The sequence below is a fragment of the Aquibacillus kalidii genome (assembly GCF_014280935.1).
In the GTDB taxonomy this organism is placed as follows: domain Bacteria; phylum Bacillota; class Bacilli; order Bacillales; family Amphibacillaceae; genus Aquibacillus_D; species Aquibacillus_D kalidii.
Map to the genome: position 1 here is coordinate 43,267 of NZ_JACLZI010000049.1, position 18,815 is coordinate 62,081.

15 protein-coding genes are annotated in these 18,815 nt (G+C 34.1%); 4 read left to right on the top strand and 11 right to left on the bottom strand.

From position 1 onward, the window contains the following. Positions 1-28: 28 nt before the first annotated feature. The 6 genes from H7K77_RS14100 to H7K77_RS14125 form a co-directional block, all read right to left on the bottom strand. Entirely contained in the window at positions 29-835 is an 807-nt protein-coding gene (locus H7K77_RS14100) for a hypothetical protein (protein WP_186578499.1), read from the bottom strand. A 144-nt stretch (positions 836-979) separates the two neighbouring features. Next, the gene (locus tag H7K77_RS14105) at positions 980-1,354 is read right to left on the bottom strand and encodes a GlsB/YeaQ/YmgE family stress response membrane protein (protein WP_186578500.1); all 375 of its coding nucleotides are present in this window, start codon (positions 1,352-1,354) and stop codon (positions 980-982) included. Positions 1,355-1,895: 541 nt separating this feature from the next. Further along, positions 1,896-2,348, bottom strand: coding sequence for a GtrA family protein (locus H7K77_RS14110; protein WP_186578501.1), 453 nt, complete (start codon positions 2,346-2,348; stop codon positions 1,896-1,898). Between the two features lie 28 nt (positions 2,349-2,376). Further along, a complete protein-coding gene (locus H7K77_RS14115; RefSeq protein WP_186578502.1) occupies positions 2,377-3,522 on the bottom strand; it encodes a glycosyltransferase family 4 protein in 1,146 nt (381 codons plus the stop codon). Positions 3,523-3,647: 125 nt separating this feature from the next. Beyond that, complete coding sequence (locus H7K77_RS14120) at positions 3,648-4,886, bottom strand: NAD-dependent epimerase/dehydratase family protein (RefSeq protein ID WP_235988941.1); 1,239 nt, start codon at positions 4,884-4,886, stop codon at positions 3,648-3,650. Positions 4,887-5,972: 1,086 nt separating this feature from the next. Beyond that, a complete protein-coding gene (locus tag H7K77_RS14125; protein ID WP_235988942.1) occupies positions 5,973-8,918 on the bottom strand; it encodes a phosphatase PAP2 family protein in 2,946 nt (981 codons plus the stop codon). A gap of 1,120 nt (positions 8,919-10,038) precedes the next feature. On the opposite strand from H7K77_RS14125, the gene H7K77_RS14130 reads away from it, so the two are divergent. Genes H7K77_RS14130 through nrdF form a run of 4 tightly spaced genes read left to right on the top strand, consistent with a single transcriptional unit; the run spans position 10,039 to position 13,809 of the window. Next, on the top strand, positions 10,039-10,290 hold the full coding sequence (locus tag H7K77_RS14130; protein ID WP_186578504.1) for a glutaredoxin domain-containing protein: 252 nt from the start codon (positions 10,039-10,041) through the stop codon (positions 10,288-10,290). A gap of 21 nt (positions 10,291-10,311) precedes the next feature. Next, positions 10,312-10,680, top strand: coding sequence for a class Ib ribonucleoside-diphosphate reductase assembly flavoprotein NrdI (gene nrdI, locus H7K77_RS14135; RefSeq protein ID WP_222599373.1), 369 nt, complete (start codon positions 10,312-10,314; stop codon positions 10,678-10,680). After that, positions 10,673-12,841, top strand: a complete 2,169-nt coding sequence (gene nrdE, locus H7K77_RS14140; RefSeq protein WP_186578531.1) for a class 1b ribonucleoside-diphosphate reductase subunit alpha — start codon at positions 10,673-10,675, stop codon at positions 12,839-12,841. Before nrdI ends, nrdE begins: the two co-directional genes overlap by 8 nt. A gap of 11 nt (positions 12,842-12,852) precedes the next feature. Beyond that, complete coding sequence (nrdF, locus tag H7K77_RS14145; protein ID WP_328701130.1) at positions 12,853-13,809, top strand: class 1b ribonucleoside-diphosphate reductase subunit beta; 957 nt, start codon at positions 12,853-12,855, stop codon at positions 13,807-13,809. A gap of 62 nt (positions 13,810-13,871) precedes the next feature. On the opposite strand, the gene H7K77_RS14150 is transcribed toward nrdF, so the two are convergent. The 5 genes from H7K77_RS14150 to nikB all read right to left on the bottom strand — a co-directional run bounded on the left by H7K77_RS14150 (position 13,872) and on the right by nikB (position 18,807). Further along, complete coding sequence (locus tag H7K77_RS14150; RefSeq protein ID WP_186578506.1) at positions 13,872-15,212, bottom strand: MATE family efflux transporter; 1,341 nt, start codon at positions 15,210-15,212, stop codon at positions 13,872-13,874. 121 nt (positions 15,213-15,333) lie between these two features. Continuing rightward, complete coding sequence (nikE, locus tag H7K77_RS14155) at positions 15,334-16,155, bottom strand: nickel import ATP-binding protein NikE (RefSeq protein ID WP_186578507.1); 822 nt, start codon at positions 16,153-16,155, stop codon at positions 15,334-15,336. 29 nt (positions 16,156-16,184) lie between these two features. Next, positions 16,185-17,015: an ABC transporter ATP-binding protein gene (locus tag H7K77_RS14160; protein WP_186578533.1), complete on the bottom strand. Its 831-nt coding sequence runs from the start codon at positions 17,013-17,015 to the stop codon at positions 16,185-16,187. A gap of 20 nt (positions 17,016-17,035) precedes the next feature. After that, the gene (gene nikC / locus H7K77_RS14165; protein WP_186578508.1) at positions 17,036-17,866 is read right to left on the bottom strand and encodes a nickel ABC transporter permease subunit NikC; all 831 of its coding nucleotides are present in this window, start codon (positions 17,864-17,866) and stop codon (positions 17,036-17,038) included. Next, positions 17,863-18,807: a nickel ABC transporter permease subunit NikB gene (gene nikB / locus H7K77_RS14170; protein ID WP_186578509.1), complete on the bottom strand. Its 945-nt coding sequence runs from the start codon at positions 18,805-18,807 to the stop codon at positions 17,863-17,865. The genes nikC and nikB overlap by 4 nt, the downstream gene beginning before the upstream one ends. Between the last annotated feature and the right edge of the window lie 8 nt (positions 18,808-18,815).

Consider the following 18,815-nt stretch of genomic DNA (forward strand, 5'->3'; position numbering starts at 1 on the left):
AAACAGATTGAACTTACATGAACAATTTTCACCTTCTTCTTGTACTAGTGATCAAGGATCGAAATATTTTACACTTAGAGCTTGCCTTATAACTAAAATAAAGAAGGAGACAAAATATAAACGCTCCTATAAAGTTAACATAAAGATCACTCATTGTATCATAGAGTCCTATATCTAAATAACCATCAAGGTCGAGGTTCTTGCCATTTATGGTTACATCATTTATATTGTTAAAAACTGTTACTGAATGAGTAGATTCATTGATTTTCATTGAATTAATTGTACGTATAATTGTGTCTTTCTGCATATCTCTACCAAAAAAACTATCCATCACAAATTCATAGAATTCCCATATAACTCCAACAGTCATAGAGAAGCATAGTGCTGTAAATATGAAATGAATTTGCTTGACAATGCTTCTATTACTTGGATTTTGACCATCTATTATATTTAGTATTATATATCCAAACACAGCAAATAGAAAACCATTTATCGTATGTAGCATAGTATCCCAGTATGAAAACCTAATATAGAATGCTTGTACTTCTCCCAAAATCATTGCAGCAAATATAAATAACTGCACAGAAACGAATAATATGGACGGCAATTCTACTTTTAATATCCTATCAAGTAAAGACAGCATGATGAATAATAGTAGTACCTTGATACAAGTAAAAACATTTCCCCAATCACCCTGGGTTGCTGAATGATATAGTGTTATAACTACTAGAAGATTTAAAATGACATAGATCGTCATTACAAATTTGCCTCTTAGTTTAGAGAACGAAACACGTTGATATTCTTTTATGTCATTCATATAAGGTATTGACTTCATTATTGATCACCCACGAAATCTGAAACATCTAAAATCAGATTCTTTTATTCTTTTAACTAAATCATTTATTGCTCACCATAGATAGGTATAAGCACACCGTTCATTTTGTTCTGATCTTTTAATAAACGCACATCGTTATAAATCCTATTGATTTAATAGCTCCTCACTTAATTTTCTTATTTCTTCTCCATACTTAGCCTTCCCCTTCTTAAGAAATGATAAGTACACGGGAAAGGCTAGACCCATAATTAACATTCCTATAACACCTGTAATAATCCCCCATGGAAGTATATCAGTCAGTAAAACTAGACACATTCCCGAACCAAGTGTTAAAGAACCAACCACTCCTATCACAATAGAAACAATTAACCCCTGTCGTTTTGCTTTTTCATCTAACACTTTTATCTGATCGATAAGACTATCTTTTGGTGGATTATACTGCTGTAAGATTTTTTTCACCTCTTCCCTGTCTTCTTGTGTATATGATGAATCAGTGTACTCCATTGTTTCTTCTTTCACTTTTTTCCCCTCCCTTTTAAATTATTGTTCTTTTTGATTATCTATCTAAATTATAAGGAGGGATAATTATATGATGCTAAAGAAATGTTAATGAAATGTTAAATCATGAATTTTAATAGAATAAATTAGATGTTTGTCTGACTATTTGACACAGAGAGTGAAGATTTTATACTAAAAACTATTAATTTCTAGAAGTGACATGATAAACAGAAAAAAATACTATAAAAGATTAAATCATGTGCTGAAAAGATGGTTTTTTAAAGTAGAAGAAAGTAGCTGGGATTGGAGAGTGCTAGAATTATTTCAAACCTTGCATAGCTCTCCAGATAAGTACAAGGAATAATAAGGAAGATGCTTTTGGATGAATTGGGAACCTAAACACAATGTAAAGCTGATTATGAAAAATAAAAAGCGTTGTTGTGACTTGGAGTATAAATCGCCTTCTTATGTTCCGCTTTAACGATCTGACTACATATTTGATTGCACTGCTCCATAATCATAAAAGGGAGAGAGCTAATTAAGCTCTCCCCTTTTCATTCAACTACTCTAGTCCTCTTTCCCAATGATTTTTGAATACAAAGTATTTATTGAAAAAGAAGCTTGCTAGGGAGGATAAATACATGGATAGTCCCTTTGCTATATTTGTTTGAAGCCAGTTCGGAAGAGTGGAAGTCAATTCAAATACTCTCAATCCGCCAATAAAGACAATATTTGCGATCAACAAGCTCACGAATGCTTGAACGACAAAAACTGCAAATTGCTTCTTTGATTTTTTAATTTTAAATGTATATTTTGAATTCCAATAATAGCTATTTAAAATAGCTACCATATAAGACAAAGAATTATAGGTAGTTAACAAAACCGTATCATTTGTAGGGTAAAAATATAGAATTCCATTGAGTATACCAATATCTAGTACAGCACACACGATTCCTATCACACTATATTTTCCAAATTCAATAAAGCCATTTTTATACCGTTTAAGAAATTTCATTCCAAACACCGCTTTGGTTGTAATATTATCAATTGCTTTCTCTTACAAGTACAGATGAACGATGGTATTGTTTCACCGTCTTTTTATAAAAGGTTAACAATTGGCTAGAAGGTGCATCCCAACCAATTGCTTGACTCGTTTTGTGCGCTTCCATACCTAATAACCTACGATAATGATCATCCTTAAGTTTTAGAACACATTGAACAAAATCACCTTCATGGTCCGGATTGTAAAGCAATCCTGTTCTACCATGTTCAACTTGCTCACTCGTTGGACCACTTTGTGCAGCAACAACAGGTAAACCAGAAGACATTGCTTCTAATAGCACAAGTCCCAATGTTTCTGTTGTAGAAGGAAACACAAATATGTCCGATGAAGCATAGGCACAAGCAAGCTCATCTCCATGTAAAAAACCAGTAAATACCGTGTCTGTTTCTTTAAAGTAATCTTCTAAATAAGCACGGTGTGGACCGTCTCCCACAATCGCAAGGCAATAGTCATCAGACTGTTCCAATACCTTACGAATCTTTTCTATGTCCTTTTCCGGAGCAAGTCTACCTACATAGAGTAATAATTTCTTATCCTTATTACCACGCGTTAGCCTATCACGCATTTTTACATCAAAGTGATCTGGTTGATACTGCACAGTATCGACCCCTCGTTTCCAAAAATGGACATCTTTAAAGCGCTTCTGTTTTAATTCTTCCAATACAGATTTTGAAGTACAGAGGTTCACATCCGCTCTATTATGCAAAGAACGGAAATACCACCAAAGAATTGGCTTTAAGAACGGGACACGATAATATTCTGCATATTTTGGAACGTGCGTATGATAAGAAGCTACTAAAGGTAATCCTAATTGCTTTGTATAATAAATACCAGTTACCCCGAGAAAGGCCGGATTAACGACATGTACAATATCTGGTTGAAAATCTTTCAGGTGTTTCTTTACTTTAAGTGACAAAAAGGAATACTTTTTGTCTTTATATAAGAAGAAAGTATATGCGGGTACCCCAGCAATTGGAATACCCTCAAAGTCTGATACACCTAAATCAGGTGCAATCACTATCACATCATGCCCCTGATTTTCCAACCATCGAATCGATGCACATAATCTTGTTACAATCCCATCTGTAGATGGTAGAAACGTTTCTGTAATTATTGCAATTCGCATAAAAGTACACTCACCTTTAGGTGTTTTTTGTTTACACAGATTTACATACAGTGAGTCTTTGAAGATAATTATTAACTATACTGTATACCTTTATTATCAACAAAAATTGCCCAGGAAATTTTGACTTAAACCGGATCTACTACTTTCCTTGGAATTCCTGGTTTTTGTTCTTTCGTCCACATGCTCTTAGCTGGTATTTTTGCGTGATCGGCGCGATAAGCATATTGTTTAGCAACCTTTGTCACTTCTTGCAATAATCCATCATTTAACATAATAGGCTTTAAACCTTTCGATAAGAAAAGATCATTTTTAACATGTAATTCGTTTTCGGGAGCTTCTTTCCTTGGATTATCTACATAAGCGATTTCCCCGCCTGTCAGTTCACTAATTAGCTTTGCTAAATCTCTCACACAGTGCGTTTCTGTCATTTGGTTAAATATCATTACTTTTTCATCTCGTGCAGGTGGATTCTCAATTGCTAGTTGAATACATCTAACTGTATCTTGAATATGTATAAACGCACGTGTTTGTCCCCCAGATCCATGTACAGTAATAGGATAACCAACAGCCGCTTGCATTAAAAAGCGATTCAAAACCGTTCCATAATCACCATCATAATCAAAACGATTAATCAACCTCTCATCAAGCTTAGTCTCCATTGTATTTGTTCCCCATACAATCCCTTGATGAAGATCTGTTACTCTCACATTATCGTTTTTATTATAATATTGGAAAAGTAAATGGTCTTGGGACTTTGTCATATGATAAACGGAGCCAGGATTGGTCGGATAAAGAATTTGTTTATGTACCCGATCACCGGTTTCTGTTTTCACTTCCACATCCAAATAACCTTCTGGAATTTTGACACCAGCCGTACCGTATCCATAAACACCCATAGTACCTAAATGTACGAGATGGATATCAAGTCCAGATTCAACAATTGCACATAATACGTTATGTGTCGCATTAGAATTGTTGTTTACGGTATATCTTTTGTGTTTAGAAGATTTCATTGAATAAGGCGCTGAACGTTGCTCAGCAAAGTGGATAATTGCATCTGGTTTCTCTTTAATTATCACTCGGAGAAGCTCATCATAGTACGTGGCAATATCAATATTATAAAAATCTATTTTATTTCCGCTTATCTCTTCCCATGCAGTTAACCTCGTCCCAATCGGTTGGATCGGTGTTAATGATTCCGCTTCTAATTCATAGTCAATGTTACGTCTCGACAGATTATCAATAATCACAACTTCGTGACCTAAGTTCGACAGGTGCAAACTGGTTGGCCATCCACAAAACCCATCTCCTCCAAGGACAATGATTTTTTTATTTTTTAAATCCAATTGCGTATTATTATTCAAAATTATCCATCCCCCTATTTAAATAATTTCCATTATTATATTTTACTAGGCAATACACAGTAAGACAGTAATATACCAAAAATACAACTAATATGAATATCGCTAACAATGAGGTTTGCTTTTTACGAATAATTATTAGTGCTATAAGGTAATTAACCTATGCAATAATTTTCTTATCAGAATATTAACTAAGCGATGTTTTGATCATATCAGAGAAATGTTAGCAAAATGTTAAACTATACTTTTAAACAGCAATCCAATTTATCTGAATCTATGATGTTAGACCCTACCGAAAGACATATTGGGCATTTTTCGTTTATAGAGGACAGAAAGAGTATTAGTAATTAATAGATTGGTCAAAATCCTTATATAGACTCCGCAACACCTTTTGCTCGACCTCAGGCGTCCAGTTGATTTTGAGCTTATTTCTCGCACTGATAATAGAGCCGTGTAGAAAATGCTATGTGTTATAAGTTCGTCAATCTCGTCTGTTACGACGATTTTAACAGAGTTGTACTCCTTTGTGCCTTGTCGATGATACGGCATAAGCTACTTATGTAATTAAGCAATTCTACTAATACTGCTACGCCAAGCAGAACTAATACAAAAATAAAGATTGTCCGACATTAAAATAAAAGAGCAAAGTTCTGTAAAGATAGATTCTTTTCGGCAAATCCTTTTATTTAAAATATCTTTTGTATTTATATTCGGTTGTCCATCAAAAAATGTCCTGAAATACTTTAATATTGTGGAATAGATCCTCTTTTTACTCTTTCTTTACATTTTTTACCCAGTTTGTGTAACGGATACACATAGACGAAACTACATAGGGAAGAAAATAATAGATTTGTTTTTTTAAATCATTATTTTTAATAGAAACCTCCATAGATTTCTTTACATCAATAAGCAATCTTTTAGTCTATATGATATTTAGGATAGGTTTAAGGTTAAGTTAAGATTCGTCAATTGCTGTGATTCCGTATAATAATTATTAACATAGATACAAAACAAAGAAAAAAACCAAATCATTTGAGATTTGGTTTTTTTCTTTGTTTGATATTTTCATATATTCAGCTATCTAAACGATTAGGCTTTTCTTTTTCTCATGAAGAGGAAGAACATACCACTTAAGAAGAGTAAAAACCCTGCTAATAAATACTGATAGATCGTAGTAGCAGTTTCCGGTAGTTTTTGTTTGTCTTCCGTTACAGGCTGTTGTTCTATTTCTTCCTGTTCAAAAACGGTATAGGTGCTGAAGTGATCGGTTTGCGCTGTCACGTTTCCATCTTGCCACTCTCCGCCGATTGCTTCCCATTCTTCTAGTTCAGGATTCCAATAGAAAAGTTGCACCCGATCTTTATCATTAACTTTGTTATTATCAACAGAAAATGTCAGAGTCACTTTTTCGTCGAAGGTAGTTATTCTTTTTTCACCTTGTTTGATTTCAAAATCATAGACCACACTCAATGCTTGATCTATATCAGCTAAACGCTCTAACTGAATTGATGCAGCCTCGGATGCATTAGTGAAATTGGAGGCAGCAAGTTGCAAGCTGACATTTTTCAACTGAATGAAGATCGTTATACGATGCTCCTTCAGCCATTTTATTTGGTCAGAAGTAAATGCTAGATTAACAGAATCATTATGATCACGTAAATCTATCCGTAATTCACCATTATCAGCAAGCTGATTTAGCGAATCTGTTTCAATCGTTGCCTCACCATTGATAACGTCAGGTGATAAGGTAACACTGGTTTGTTTCTTTGGATCTTTTGAGTCTTCAGGACCTTCTGGATCGACAGGGTCTTTTGGATCTTCAGGATCTTCAGGATCTGGTGAACCTGGATCAGAAGTATCGATTGCTTGGATATGTGCAACAACACTATTATTGTTATAAGTGACAGTTACCTCGTAATCATCTGCTGTTATATTATCGAAATTACCTTTCACCTGGTCAGCAGTCATTAAAGTAATATTCGCAGCCTTGTCTATTTCATAATTAGAAAGATCCAAATTCAGATCCCCACCATCAAGGTATAACAGTCCATCTACATTTAGTTGCGTTTTGTCATTATCTATTGCAATATCTAGGCTTCCAGCTTCCATTGTTAAGTTACCATTTACATTCAGTGGTTCATCTACATTAACTAAAACTGTACCATTTTCTACATAAAGATCGCCTTCACCAAAAGCAGTCGCAGAAGTAGCTTCTAATGTTCCTTCTTGCAGCAATGTACCTCCTGTATAACTGTTATCTCCCGTCAATGTAAGAATTCCAGTTCCTTTTTTGGTAAGCATACCTTCGCCATTAATGTTATTTCTCCACCAGTCATGTGCATTAAATCTTCCTTTGGAGGCATCCATGTCTACCGTTACATTCTCTAAAAACGCACCGTATCCATCAGCTGCTGTTACCAAATCGATTCTTCCCCAACCATTGGATTCGTCAATTACAGGGTAACCAGATTCAATCTCAGTTGTATATAATACTTCTCTACGTTGTTCATCTGTTAAGTAAGGTTGACGAGTTTCCAATAAAACTTCAGCCCCTTTTGGTACTACAGGGTCTAAACCTTTTATGCCAGTCTGAGGTAATCCGTATGTAAGTTTTTCTCGATAGAATGCTTTATTTGCATCATGATTTTCCCATTTTTGTTCATCGTATGCACTTTCAAATGTATATTCTTCTGTTACAGTATGTGCATATTCATACAAACTCATGTTTTTAGCTTCTGCTAATTCTCCAAATACTTCTCCAGTATTTTCATAAGCCTTGTCTTTTACTTCTTTATTGGCTTCTCTACTTAATGCATATGCCGTCATAGCTGTAGACTGTATTCTTCCACCTATAACATCAAGTGGTGAGTGCATCCCAGATACTATTCTGTTTTCTCCCATTTGAGCTGCTCTAGCTAGAAATTCTGAATATCTTTCTGGTGTAGCATAAGCAAAAGCAAATGATGATAAATAAGCTGCGCTTGTATGACCACTTGGGAATGCTCCGTCTTTTCCTCTTCCGTCTTCCGCTTTTCTTTTTACATATTCTAACGCAGGAATTACCTTAACGTTTGTTTCATATTGTTGAAAATGTTTTTCTCCTGATTCCTTTTTTCCACCTAAAGGTAAATCTTCTGTTGTTGGTTCTCCGCTACCTATTGTATCCCAAACAGGCATTCCATTCTCATCAACAACTTCTATCACTTCACCGTTTGAATTCATTCTCCATGGTCTTGGAGATGAGAAAAAGTATTTAGAAGGACTTGAAGATGATGGGTTCCTGAATCTAATTACATCTACTAAACCTAACATACCTGAAAGCTCAGTATTAACCCAATCTGGTCCCATTCCTTGACTTTGATCTTCCGCTGTTTCTTCTTCTAACACCTTGTCCATTTCATCTATAGTTCGTACAACATCTGTATTTGGATTTACCATTTCTACATAGTCATTAGCCAACGGACCAAAAGCATCCATCATACTATAGATCTTATCTCTTTGATCATCATAATAGGCCGCTAAAGCCTCTTCATCCGTTCTGTTATTAGTAACGTCTTCTACATACTTAATATTAGCTTTCCAAGTCTGTGGATCTCTGATTTCTTCGTTAGCATATGTTTTCTTATCTGCTACTACCTTTGTCTGATCATTTTTATATCCATCAAAATAAACGGTAGGTCCGTCACCATATTTAGCAACCTTCCCATTTGCACCTGGTATAGTTAACGCTATTCCATTTCTCCAGTCTGGTTGATTCATAGACCATACTTGATCAAAACCATCTAAGATACTTATAAAGGGATTAGTCAAAGCTATATTCTTTAATTGTGAATCATTGGCATTTCCGCCATTATCGACTACTGGTAAAGGTTGCTCAACTTCAGGAGGATTTGTATTTATCTCTCCAGTAGTCCCTTGTGGCTTTGAAGGTTTTGTATCTTCCTGACTAGAATTTTGACTAGCGGCTAGAATAGGAAGCTCAAAAGTACCCATAGTTAGCACTACAAGTAGTAGTATTACTGTTATTTTTTTCATAAATTTCATACTTTTTTCATTTCTCCTTTTCTATTGTATATTTTTAAACCACAAATTTCATTTTATGGGATGTTTATTAATTGAATGTAGGGAATTTGTTTAAATTTGGTAAATTTTTTGTAAAATTGAAGAGATTTATTGTTGATTTTAATATGTTATCGAGGTTATAGCAGAACTTTATCAAAAAGGGATAAATACGATAAATAATTCTATTAAACACATATATGCAAAAGGTAAAATGAATGGATCGGAAAATATTCTGCAAAAGCTAGTAGTTCAAACCAAAGGAAAACAAGAAGTTGAAAATATATTTTTTCCTTAATACCCTTTTGGCATCATTAATGTCTTAATACAAAACAAATATTGGAAATAGTTTCTTGTCACTTAAGCAAGAAAAAGACTTCTCAAAAGTTATAAAGACTAAATAAGAAGTCTCAAATTTAAACATTATGTTAGCAAAATCGGCTAATTACCTTGTATATCAATAGTTCGAGCGGTCATTACATCACCTTAAGCCCTTTAAGAAGAAAAATTACAGAAAAGAAACTACTTCAGTGTTTTTATGATAGAATATAAAGAGATTATTTATTACCCTAATTTAAAATATACTTATTTAACTTTTAATAATCTATTTTATTATAAATAGGATTGCAGAATAAAATAAATTATGATAAATTCAATATATTGTAGAAAACAAATATCTACTGCACCATATATAGTAATGTAAGTGTAGGCGACATCTTTGTCTTAAAAGGGAAGACAGTTAATCCGTGACTACCCCGCATAGTAATTTTCGAGAAGGTTCTCAGGATGATGACCTAAGTCAATAGATCGCCAAACTTACTAGTGTTTCTTTTCTTCGGAGAGTAAGAACGGAAAACGATAGGATAAATAGTTACATACTGTCCTTTTATTTTACTTTCAAAATGGAAAGTCTTAGATGAGCTGCAGTCTGTTGAGATGCGAAAGCGCGATTTGCTTGCGTATTTTTATTGTTATTCTACTGTCGTTTTTTGTCCGTTCATGTTAATAGGAACGGCTTTTTTTTTGCCTTAGGCCATTTTTAAGCCGTGACCTTAGAAGACAATTAAAATCAATTTTATACAATAGGAGTGGTATCATGGTTACAGTTTATACTAAAAATAATTGCCCAAAGTGTATGATGACTAAAAATGTATTAGGTGCAGCAGGAATAGCTTTCCAATCTATTAACATTGATGAGGATCTAAATCCAAATGAAAGAGAAGAGAAAATTCAACAATTCAAGGGACTTGGTTTTATGACAATGCCAATAGTAATCAAGGAAGGCATGTCTCCTGATGAATACATTTCTGGCTTTAATCCTGAGAAACTTCAAACATTAAAGGACTGATAAATTGTGCTATTAGTTTATATGACTATAACTGGTAATGTTAAAGACTTTGTAGAACGAGTCGATATGAAGTCACATGAAATCAATCCTACTAATCCATTCCATGAAGTTTCCGAAGATTATATTGTTGTAGTTCCATCCTATGAAAATATGATTACAGAAGAAGTTAGTGATTTTATAGATTATAAAGGTAATAAAGAACACCTATTAGGTTTTGCCTCTAGTGGAAATCTTAATTTTGATGATTTGTATTGTGTAAATGCAAAAGAATTATCTGCTAAATATAGTAAGCCATTGATTTTCACATTTGAATACGCCGGTACAGATAAAGATGTAGATAACTTTAAAAAGGAAGTGAATAAGTTTGCAGTCTCCTCAATTAATGTCTAATAAAGCAGAAGAAACATATTTCACGCTGAATAACTTGTTAAACATAGTAAAGGATGGCAAGATCCAGATTAACAAAGACCATGAAGCTTGCAAGGCTTACTTCCTGGAATTTGTTAATCCCCATACGATGTTTTTCCATTCATTAGAAGAAAAATTAGATTACTTAGTAGAAAATAATTACATCAAAGATGATTTCTTAAATCAATATAAGAAAAGTTTTGTTAAGAAACTTTTCAAAAAAATCTATGAAAGTAAATTCCGTTTTCGTAGTTTTATGGGTGCTTATAAGTTCTATTCTCAATATGCTATGAAAACAGATGATGGTAAATGGTTTCTAGAAAGATATGAAGATAGATTAGCATTCAATGCGCTAGTATTAGCCAATGGAAATGAAGAATTAGCGATTAGTTTAGCAGACGAGTTAATTAATCAACGCTATCAACCTGCTACACCAACATTTTTAAATATTGCTAAAAAGAGGGCAGGGGAAATGGTTTCCTGTTTCTTATTAAATGTTTCAGACGATATGAATGGTATTGGTAGAAGTATTAATTCTGCCCTACAATTATCTAAAATTGGTGGTGGGGTTGGACTAAACCTTACAGATATAAGAGCTAACAATGATCCGATTAAAGGAGTTCATGGGTTAGCTGACGGTATTGTTCCGGTCATGAAATTATATGAAGATTCTTTTTCTTATGCCAATCAAGGCGGAGCAAGGGATGGCGCCGGGGTTGTTTATTTGAATATTTTCCACCCAGATGTGGTTGATTTTCTTTCCGTTCGTAAAGAAAACGCCGATGAAAAGGTTCGGATTAAAACATTATCTTTAGGATTAGTTGTTCCAGATAAATATTATGAGTTAGTAAAAAAGAATTCCGTAATGTATCTGTTTTCTCCTCATGATGTGGAAAAAGCTTATGGTAAACCTTTCTCAAGCATTGATATTACGAAAGAATATGAAAACATGGTGAATAATAAAGACATCCGTAAAACAAAAATAAAGGCTCGTGAATTAGAAACCGAAATAAGTAATATCCAAAATGAAAGTGGTTATCCGTATATTATTAACATTGATCATGCTAATAGAGCTAATCCAGTCGATGGTGTTATTTCCATGTCTAATTTATGTACAGAGATTTTCCAAGTTCAACGTCAATCTATTATAAATAATGATCAAACCTATCAGTTCTTAGGTAATGATGTTAGTTGTAACCTAGGTTCTACTAATGTTGTTCAATTAATGGCTTCCCCTGACTTTGGAAAATCTGTAAGAACCATGCTAAGAGCATTAACATTTGTAACAGATACTTCTAGTATTGATGTTGTACCTTCTGTCAGGAATGGTAACGATATGTATCACTCGGTTGGACTAGGAGCTATGAATCTTCATGGATTTTTAGCCAAGAATAAAATTCATTATGGTAGCCCTCAAGCTTTAGAAATTGTAGATGCATACTTCATGCTACTAAACTATTGGACATTAGTAGAAAGTAATAATATTTCCATTGAACGGAATGAGACTTTCTTTGAATTTGAAAAATCTGCTTACGCGGATGGTTCTTATTTTGACTTATATTTAAATGAACCTGAATTTGACTTTAAATATGAGGAATCAAAAAAATTGTTTGAAGGTATTTTTATACCAAAGCATGAAGATTGGAAGGAACTAAAAGCGTCTGTTATGAAGCATGGTATCTATAATGCTTATAGATTAGCAGTTGCACCGACGGGATCAATTAGTTATGTAAATGAAGCAACGGCTTCCATTCACCCAATTACTCAAAGAATTGAAGAAAGAACGGAAGGTAAACGTGGTAAAGTTTATTATCCAGCTCCAGGTTTATCTGATGAAACGATTCCATATTATGTCTCTGCATATGACATGGACCAAAGAAAAATTATTGATACCTATGCCGTTGCTGGTAGACACATTGACCAAGGTGCAAGTATGACTCTATTTATGAGAGAAGACTTACCTGAAGGCATGTATGAATGGAAGATCGATAGTGATTATCCTACTAAGAAAACAACTAGAGATTTAAATATACTTCGTAATTACGCTTGGAAAAAAGGTGTAAAATCTGTTTATTATGTTCGGACCTATACGGGAGATGGAGAAGAACTTGGAGCAAATTACTGTGAATCTTGTAGTATTTAGGGGGATAATACGTGAATAAAAAAATATATACGGCGACGAACTGGAACGCTGTGGAAGATATGGTTGATAAATTAACTTATGAAAAGTTAACAAGTCAATTTTGGTTATCAACGAGAATGCCTGTATCAAAAGATAAGCAAGATTGGCGAAAGCTAAGTGAAATTGAAAAAAGGTTAGTTGAAAAAGTATTTGGTGGGCTAACCCTATTGGATACACTTCAATCAAGAAGTGGTATAGAAGCTCTAAGGAAGAATGTTAGAACGGATTTAGAGATAGATGTTTTAAACAATATTCAGTTTATGGAAACGGAACATGCTCGAAGTTACTCTAACATTTTTAGTACACTCAACACCAACCAAGAAATTCGTGATATATTTGAGTGGATTGAATTTCATGAAACGCTCCAAACAAAAGCAAACATTATTGATGATATTTATGAAAATGGAACAGATCTACAACGTAAAGCAGCAAGTGTATTTTTAGAATCATTTTTATTCTACTCCGGCTTCTATACACCATTGTATTATTTAGGCAAATCAAAATTGATGAATGTTGCTGAAGTTATTAAGTTAATAATTAGAGATGAATCTGTCCACGGTACGTATATTGGTTATAAGTTTAGTTTAGGATTTAAAGAATTACCACAACAAGAACAAGAAGAATTAAAAATGTGGGTATATCAACTTCTATATCAATTATATGAAAATGAATGTAGCTATACTGAATATTTATATGATGAAATCGGGTGGACAGAAGACGTAAAAGTTTTCTTAAAATATAATGCGAATAAAGCATTAATGAATCTAAGACTTGACCCATTATTTGAAGATTCAGCTGAAGATGTTAACCCAATTGTTTTAAATGGATTATCAACCAGCACAACCAATCACGACTTTTTTAGCGCTGTTGGTAATGGCTACTTGATGTCAGTAGTTGAAACGATGAATGACGATGATTATAATTATTAAATAATTAGCTTTTTTACAGGGGATAAAAACTCTGTGAGAAAGCTATTTTTTTGTATTATAAATTAAAATAGCCTTCTTGACAATTTAGGTAAATAAGACCCCAAAACAAGAGAACGAAACAGAGTAAAAATAGTAAAAGATATCCACAACCCATGATTACCCAAAGTCGGAATTAATATATTTATTAATACCAAAAATATAATCATAGAAATTATAAATGAATTTCTGATTGGAGCAGCTTCTGTCGCTCCTGAAAAAACTCCATTTAAAATAATTCCCCAAAAACCTACTATAGGAAATAATAAAAGCCAGCCTTGGTATTGGTTAACACTTACTAATATTTGATCAATTGAAGTAAAAAGAGGATAAATAAAAGATGAACAAAGATATAACAAAGATGATAATAAGAATCCTGTTAGTACTCCCCATTTTAAAGAAAGCTTTATTGTGTCTGAAAACAATTGGCTATTATTTGCACCGATTGCTCTACCCACTAATACACTGCTTGCATTTCCAAAGCCACCTAAGCAATATGCCATTAAAAAATGTATTTGAAATAAGATCGCATTAGCAGCAAGTTCTACTTCCCCCATCTGTGCCCCTTTTGAAGTAAAAAGGGTATAGACAGTCAACAAACAAATCGACCTAATAAACAAATCACGATTAACCTTTATCATTTTGATAAATACTGATTTTTGAAAGACATTCTTTAACACAATTGACGGGATATTGACTAACTTTAGCTTTATTAATATGAAAATACCAACTAATGCAACTGTAATTTCTGAAATTAGACTAGCTATGGCAACACCTGCGACACCCATATTAAAGTTAGTAACAAACATAACATCTAATAATATATTTAGAACATTCATACCAATTTGTAAATATACCGTTAACTTTAAAAATGACAAACCGACAAGCCAACCAAGTATAGTATAGCTTATGAGCGTAAAGGGAGCTCCCCAAATTCGAATATCATAGTATAATGCAGCTTGTTCAATCACTCCAGCCGATGGCGTAATTATCCAAAAAGCTACTCCCTTAATTGCTTCTTGAAACAAGATAAATAAGCCACCAATGACTATTGCAATAAATATAGGACGTATTAAGGAGAAAAGTATCTCATCTTGATTATTAGCACCCTGGGCTTGAGAGGCAAAACCGGATGTACTTACCCTTAAAAAAACAAGCACCCAATATAATGTATTAAAAATTATACTACCAACGGCAACTCCTCCTATATAGCTTGGATCAGGGAGTTGACCTACTACTGCGGTATCAACTGCTCCTAGAAGCGGAGTTGTTATTTGAGAAATAATAATGGGTAATGCTAAGCCCATGTATTGTTTGTTTGTTAAAGATGTCTTCAGAGTGCCTGAACTTAAAGAATTTTGCAACATTATATAATATCCCCTTTAAACAACAAAAATGTCACAGCATTTTTACGTATGTTGTGACATCCATCCTTCATTTTTGCTTCTATCTTCACTACGATAACATTTTCGATTCACTGTATTGTATTTATACCATCTTTACATTCTTCGTTAGTGAACGAAAACGTGGATGTTCAGCAAGAATAGACTCCCTCATTCTTAAAATAACAGGGTTTCTTGAGTGAAAAAACTCATCTTTCGATTCGTAATACTCTATTAATTCTCCTTTTTCTAGTACCCCCAATGCATCAGAGATGGAAAAAGCAGCTTTAATATCATGGGTAATAAATAGATAAGATAAGCCAAAGTCTACTTTTAATTCTTTTAATAACTCTAGTATCAAGCTTTGAGTAACCATATCTAAGCTACTCACCGATTCGTCTAGGACGATTAGTTTCGGTTTAAGGGAAATCGCTCTAGCAATGTTAATCCTTTGCAATTGACCACCGCTAAACTGATAAGGAAACTTCTTTAAATCCTTTTCACTTAGACCTACACGTTCCAGTAGCGAAACAACTTTACTTCTACGTTCACCAATGGTTAGCTTTTCATAGTTCTCTAATGGTTCCATTATAATTTGTTCTGCTGTCATTCTGGGGTTAACCGATGAATAGGAGTCTTGGAAAACAACTTGTAGATCACGGCGTAATTTTCGCTGGGTTGCTTTGTCTACGTTATAAATGTCATGTCCTTGAAACAAAACCTTTCCATGTTGAGGACGTTGAATACCTAGTATCACTTTTCCTAAGGTGGTTTTTCCAGCCCCACTAGTACCAATTAAGCCTAAACATGATCCTTCCTCGATAGAAAAGGAAACATCATGAAGAACATTATTTGATTGATTGTTCGTCTTAAAAAGTCTCTTAGAATTAAATTTATGACTTACTTGTTCAACCTGCAATAAGCTCATTGGTATCCCCCTTAAGAATGATTCACCTATCACAACATATAAGTGTACGGTTGTTTTTTAAAATACAAAGTCGGCCTTGTTCTTAACAGCCTTTTTGTGTATTCATGTTGTGGATTATCAAATAAATCGAATACATTTGCAGTTTCTATAATTTGACCATTTTGCATTACCATTACATCATCTGCCATTTCCGAAATTACTCCTAAATCATGAGAAATGAGTAAAATGGATGTGCCATATTCAGAACGAATTCTTTCCAACAAACGGAGTACTAATAATTGGTTATGAAGATCGAGTGCTGTAGTTGGTTCATCAGCAATGATAACAGAGGGATGTAAGCAGGCGGCCATGGCAATCATCACCCGTTGAAGCATACCCCCACTCAACTGAAAAGGATAGTTTTTAAATATTATTTCAGGATCTGGCAAGTTTACACTTTGCATCACATCAATTGCAAGCTCCTTAGCTTGTTTTTTATTTAATGTTGTATGAGATCTAATTGTTTCCACAAGTTGTTGCCCTATTGTAAAAACAGGAGTGAAGGCATTCATAGGATTTTGCATAATAAATGCAATTTCCTTCCCTCTAAATTCTCGCAATTCCTTTTCTTTTAAGCCATTTAATTCCTTATTTTTTAATGTTATGCTTCCTTGGATGTTCATGTTTTTCCGATTTAATAATTGCAGTATAGACATACTTGTGACCGTTTTACCACTACCGCTTTCTCCAACTAAACCTAATACCTGTCCCTTTTTCATGCCAAAATTAATATTTCTAACAAGGGTAGACATACCTTCAGCAGTTTTCACTTGTACATTTAAGTCTCTTACATTTAAGATATATTGGTCTTTTGTCTCCATCATTGATCATTCCTTTTTTATTAACGGCGTTTGATTCCATATCGCTCCGATAGTGCTTCACCTAATAAATTAAAGGTAACAACAACTAGCATAATCATTAAACCCGGATAAACCATTAATGCTGGATTTGTTCTGATATAGGACTTCCCTTCATGAATCATAGCCCCCCACTCAGGTGTAGGTGGCTGTACACCTAGGCCTAAGAAGGACATCGATGATAAATTCATTATCGCCCAACCCATTTCTAATGTTCCCATTACCACTAATGAAGGAAGAACATTAGGAATAATATGCTTCTGCATGATGGTCCACGTAGAAGAACCACTGATTTTAGCCGCAGTAATATAGTTCTGTTCTTTCAGGCTTAGAACCATTCCTCTAATGACCCTTGCGTAATAAACCCATTGTACGAGAATTAATCCAAAAACAACTTGTTTAAGCCCAGTTCCCCAAATACCAACGAAACCAAGAACAAACAACAGACTTGGAATCGCCATCAGACCATCCCCTAATCTCATTAACAATTGATCAACCCAACCACCTATATATCCAGCAATAATTCCAATGATTAAACCAATACTTAAAGCTGACATAAATATTAGCATAGCATAACCCAGTGAAATTCGAGCCCCATATAGAATACGTGAAAATATGCACCGACCTAAATGATCTGTCCCAAACGGATAGTCTAAAGAAGGTCTTTGTAATTTATCAACAAAATTTACAGCAGTGGGGTCATTAGGTGCCAACCACGGAGCAAATAATGCCATTAAAAATAATACACAAAGTATAAGAGAACATATGACAATCACTTTTTGACTTTTTAATATACCACGAAACATCGCTATCATTGTAATTGCCTTCCTTTTCTAGAAATGCGTGGGTCAATATACATTTGGATAACATCAACAATTAAGTTGCTTATAAGGAATATTCCCGCTGCTAATAGCACATAGCCTTGAATAACCGGAACATCACGGTTAAAAATAGCCTCAATAAAATACCGCCCAAACCCTGGCCACGAAAAGACTGCCTCGACAATAATAGCTCCAGTCATTAAGTTTCCTAAATTCATTCCAAGCCCAGTAATCATTGGAGAAACGGCAATTCTTAATACATGCTTTCCCATTATAATCCTTTCATGAATCCCTCTCGTCCGTGCAAAAAGTACATATGGCTCTTGTAAATTTTCAAGAACACTTGCACGTAACAATCGGGTATATAGAGCTATTAAAGGGAAAGCCAACGTAATGGAAGGTAAGACTAAATGCTTCCAAGTTCCTATACCTTGCACTGGGAAAAGGTCTAGTTTTACGGAAAAGAAAAAAATAAATAAATAACCAAGCCAAAACGAAGGGATAGACGCCCCTATAAAAGAGAGAAACCGGCTAAAATGGTCAATTACACTATTCTTTTTTATACCAGCTAAAAAACCAATAGGAACACTTACTATGATGGCAATTAATAGACTGCCAATAGTTAACTGAATAGTCGCTGGCATTCGAGAGGTTATCTCTTCCCATACAGGTTTATTCGTAACATAAGATATGCCAAAATCAAATTGGCATATCTTAATAAGAGCGTTCCCATATTGGATTAAAAAAGGTTGATCCAAGCCAAACTCATTTCTTTTTTGTTCCAACATCTCATCTGTTGCCTGGATATGGGCTGCAGTAAAGTATGCTTCAGCTGGGTCTACTGGTGATAAGCGAATCATACTAAATGTTAGCAGGGTAGCCAAAAGAAAAATTGGAATGATAGTGATTATTCTTTTCAAGACATAAGTTCCCATGAAAACCT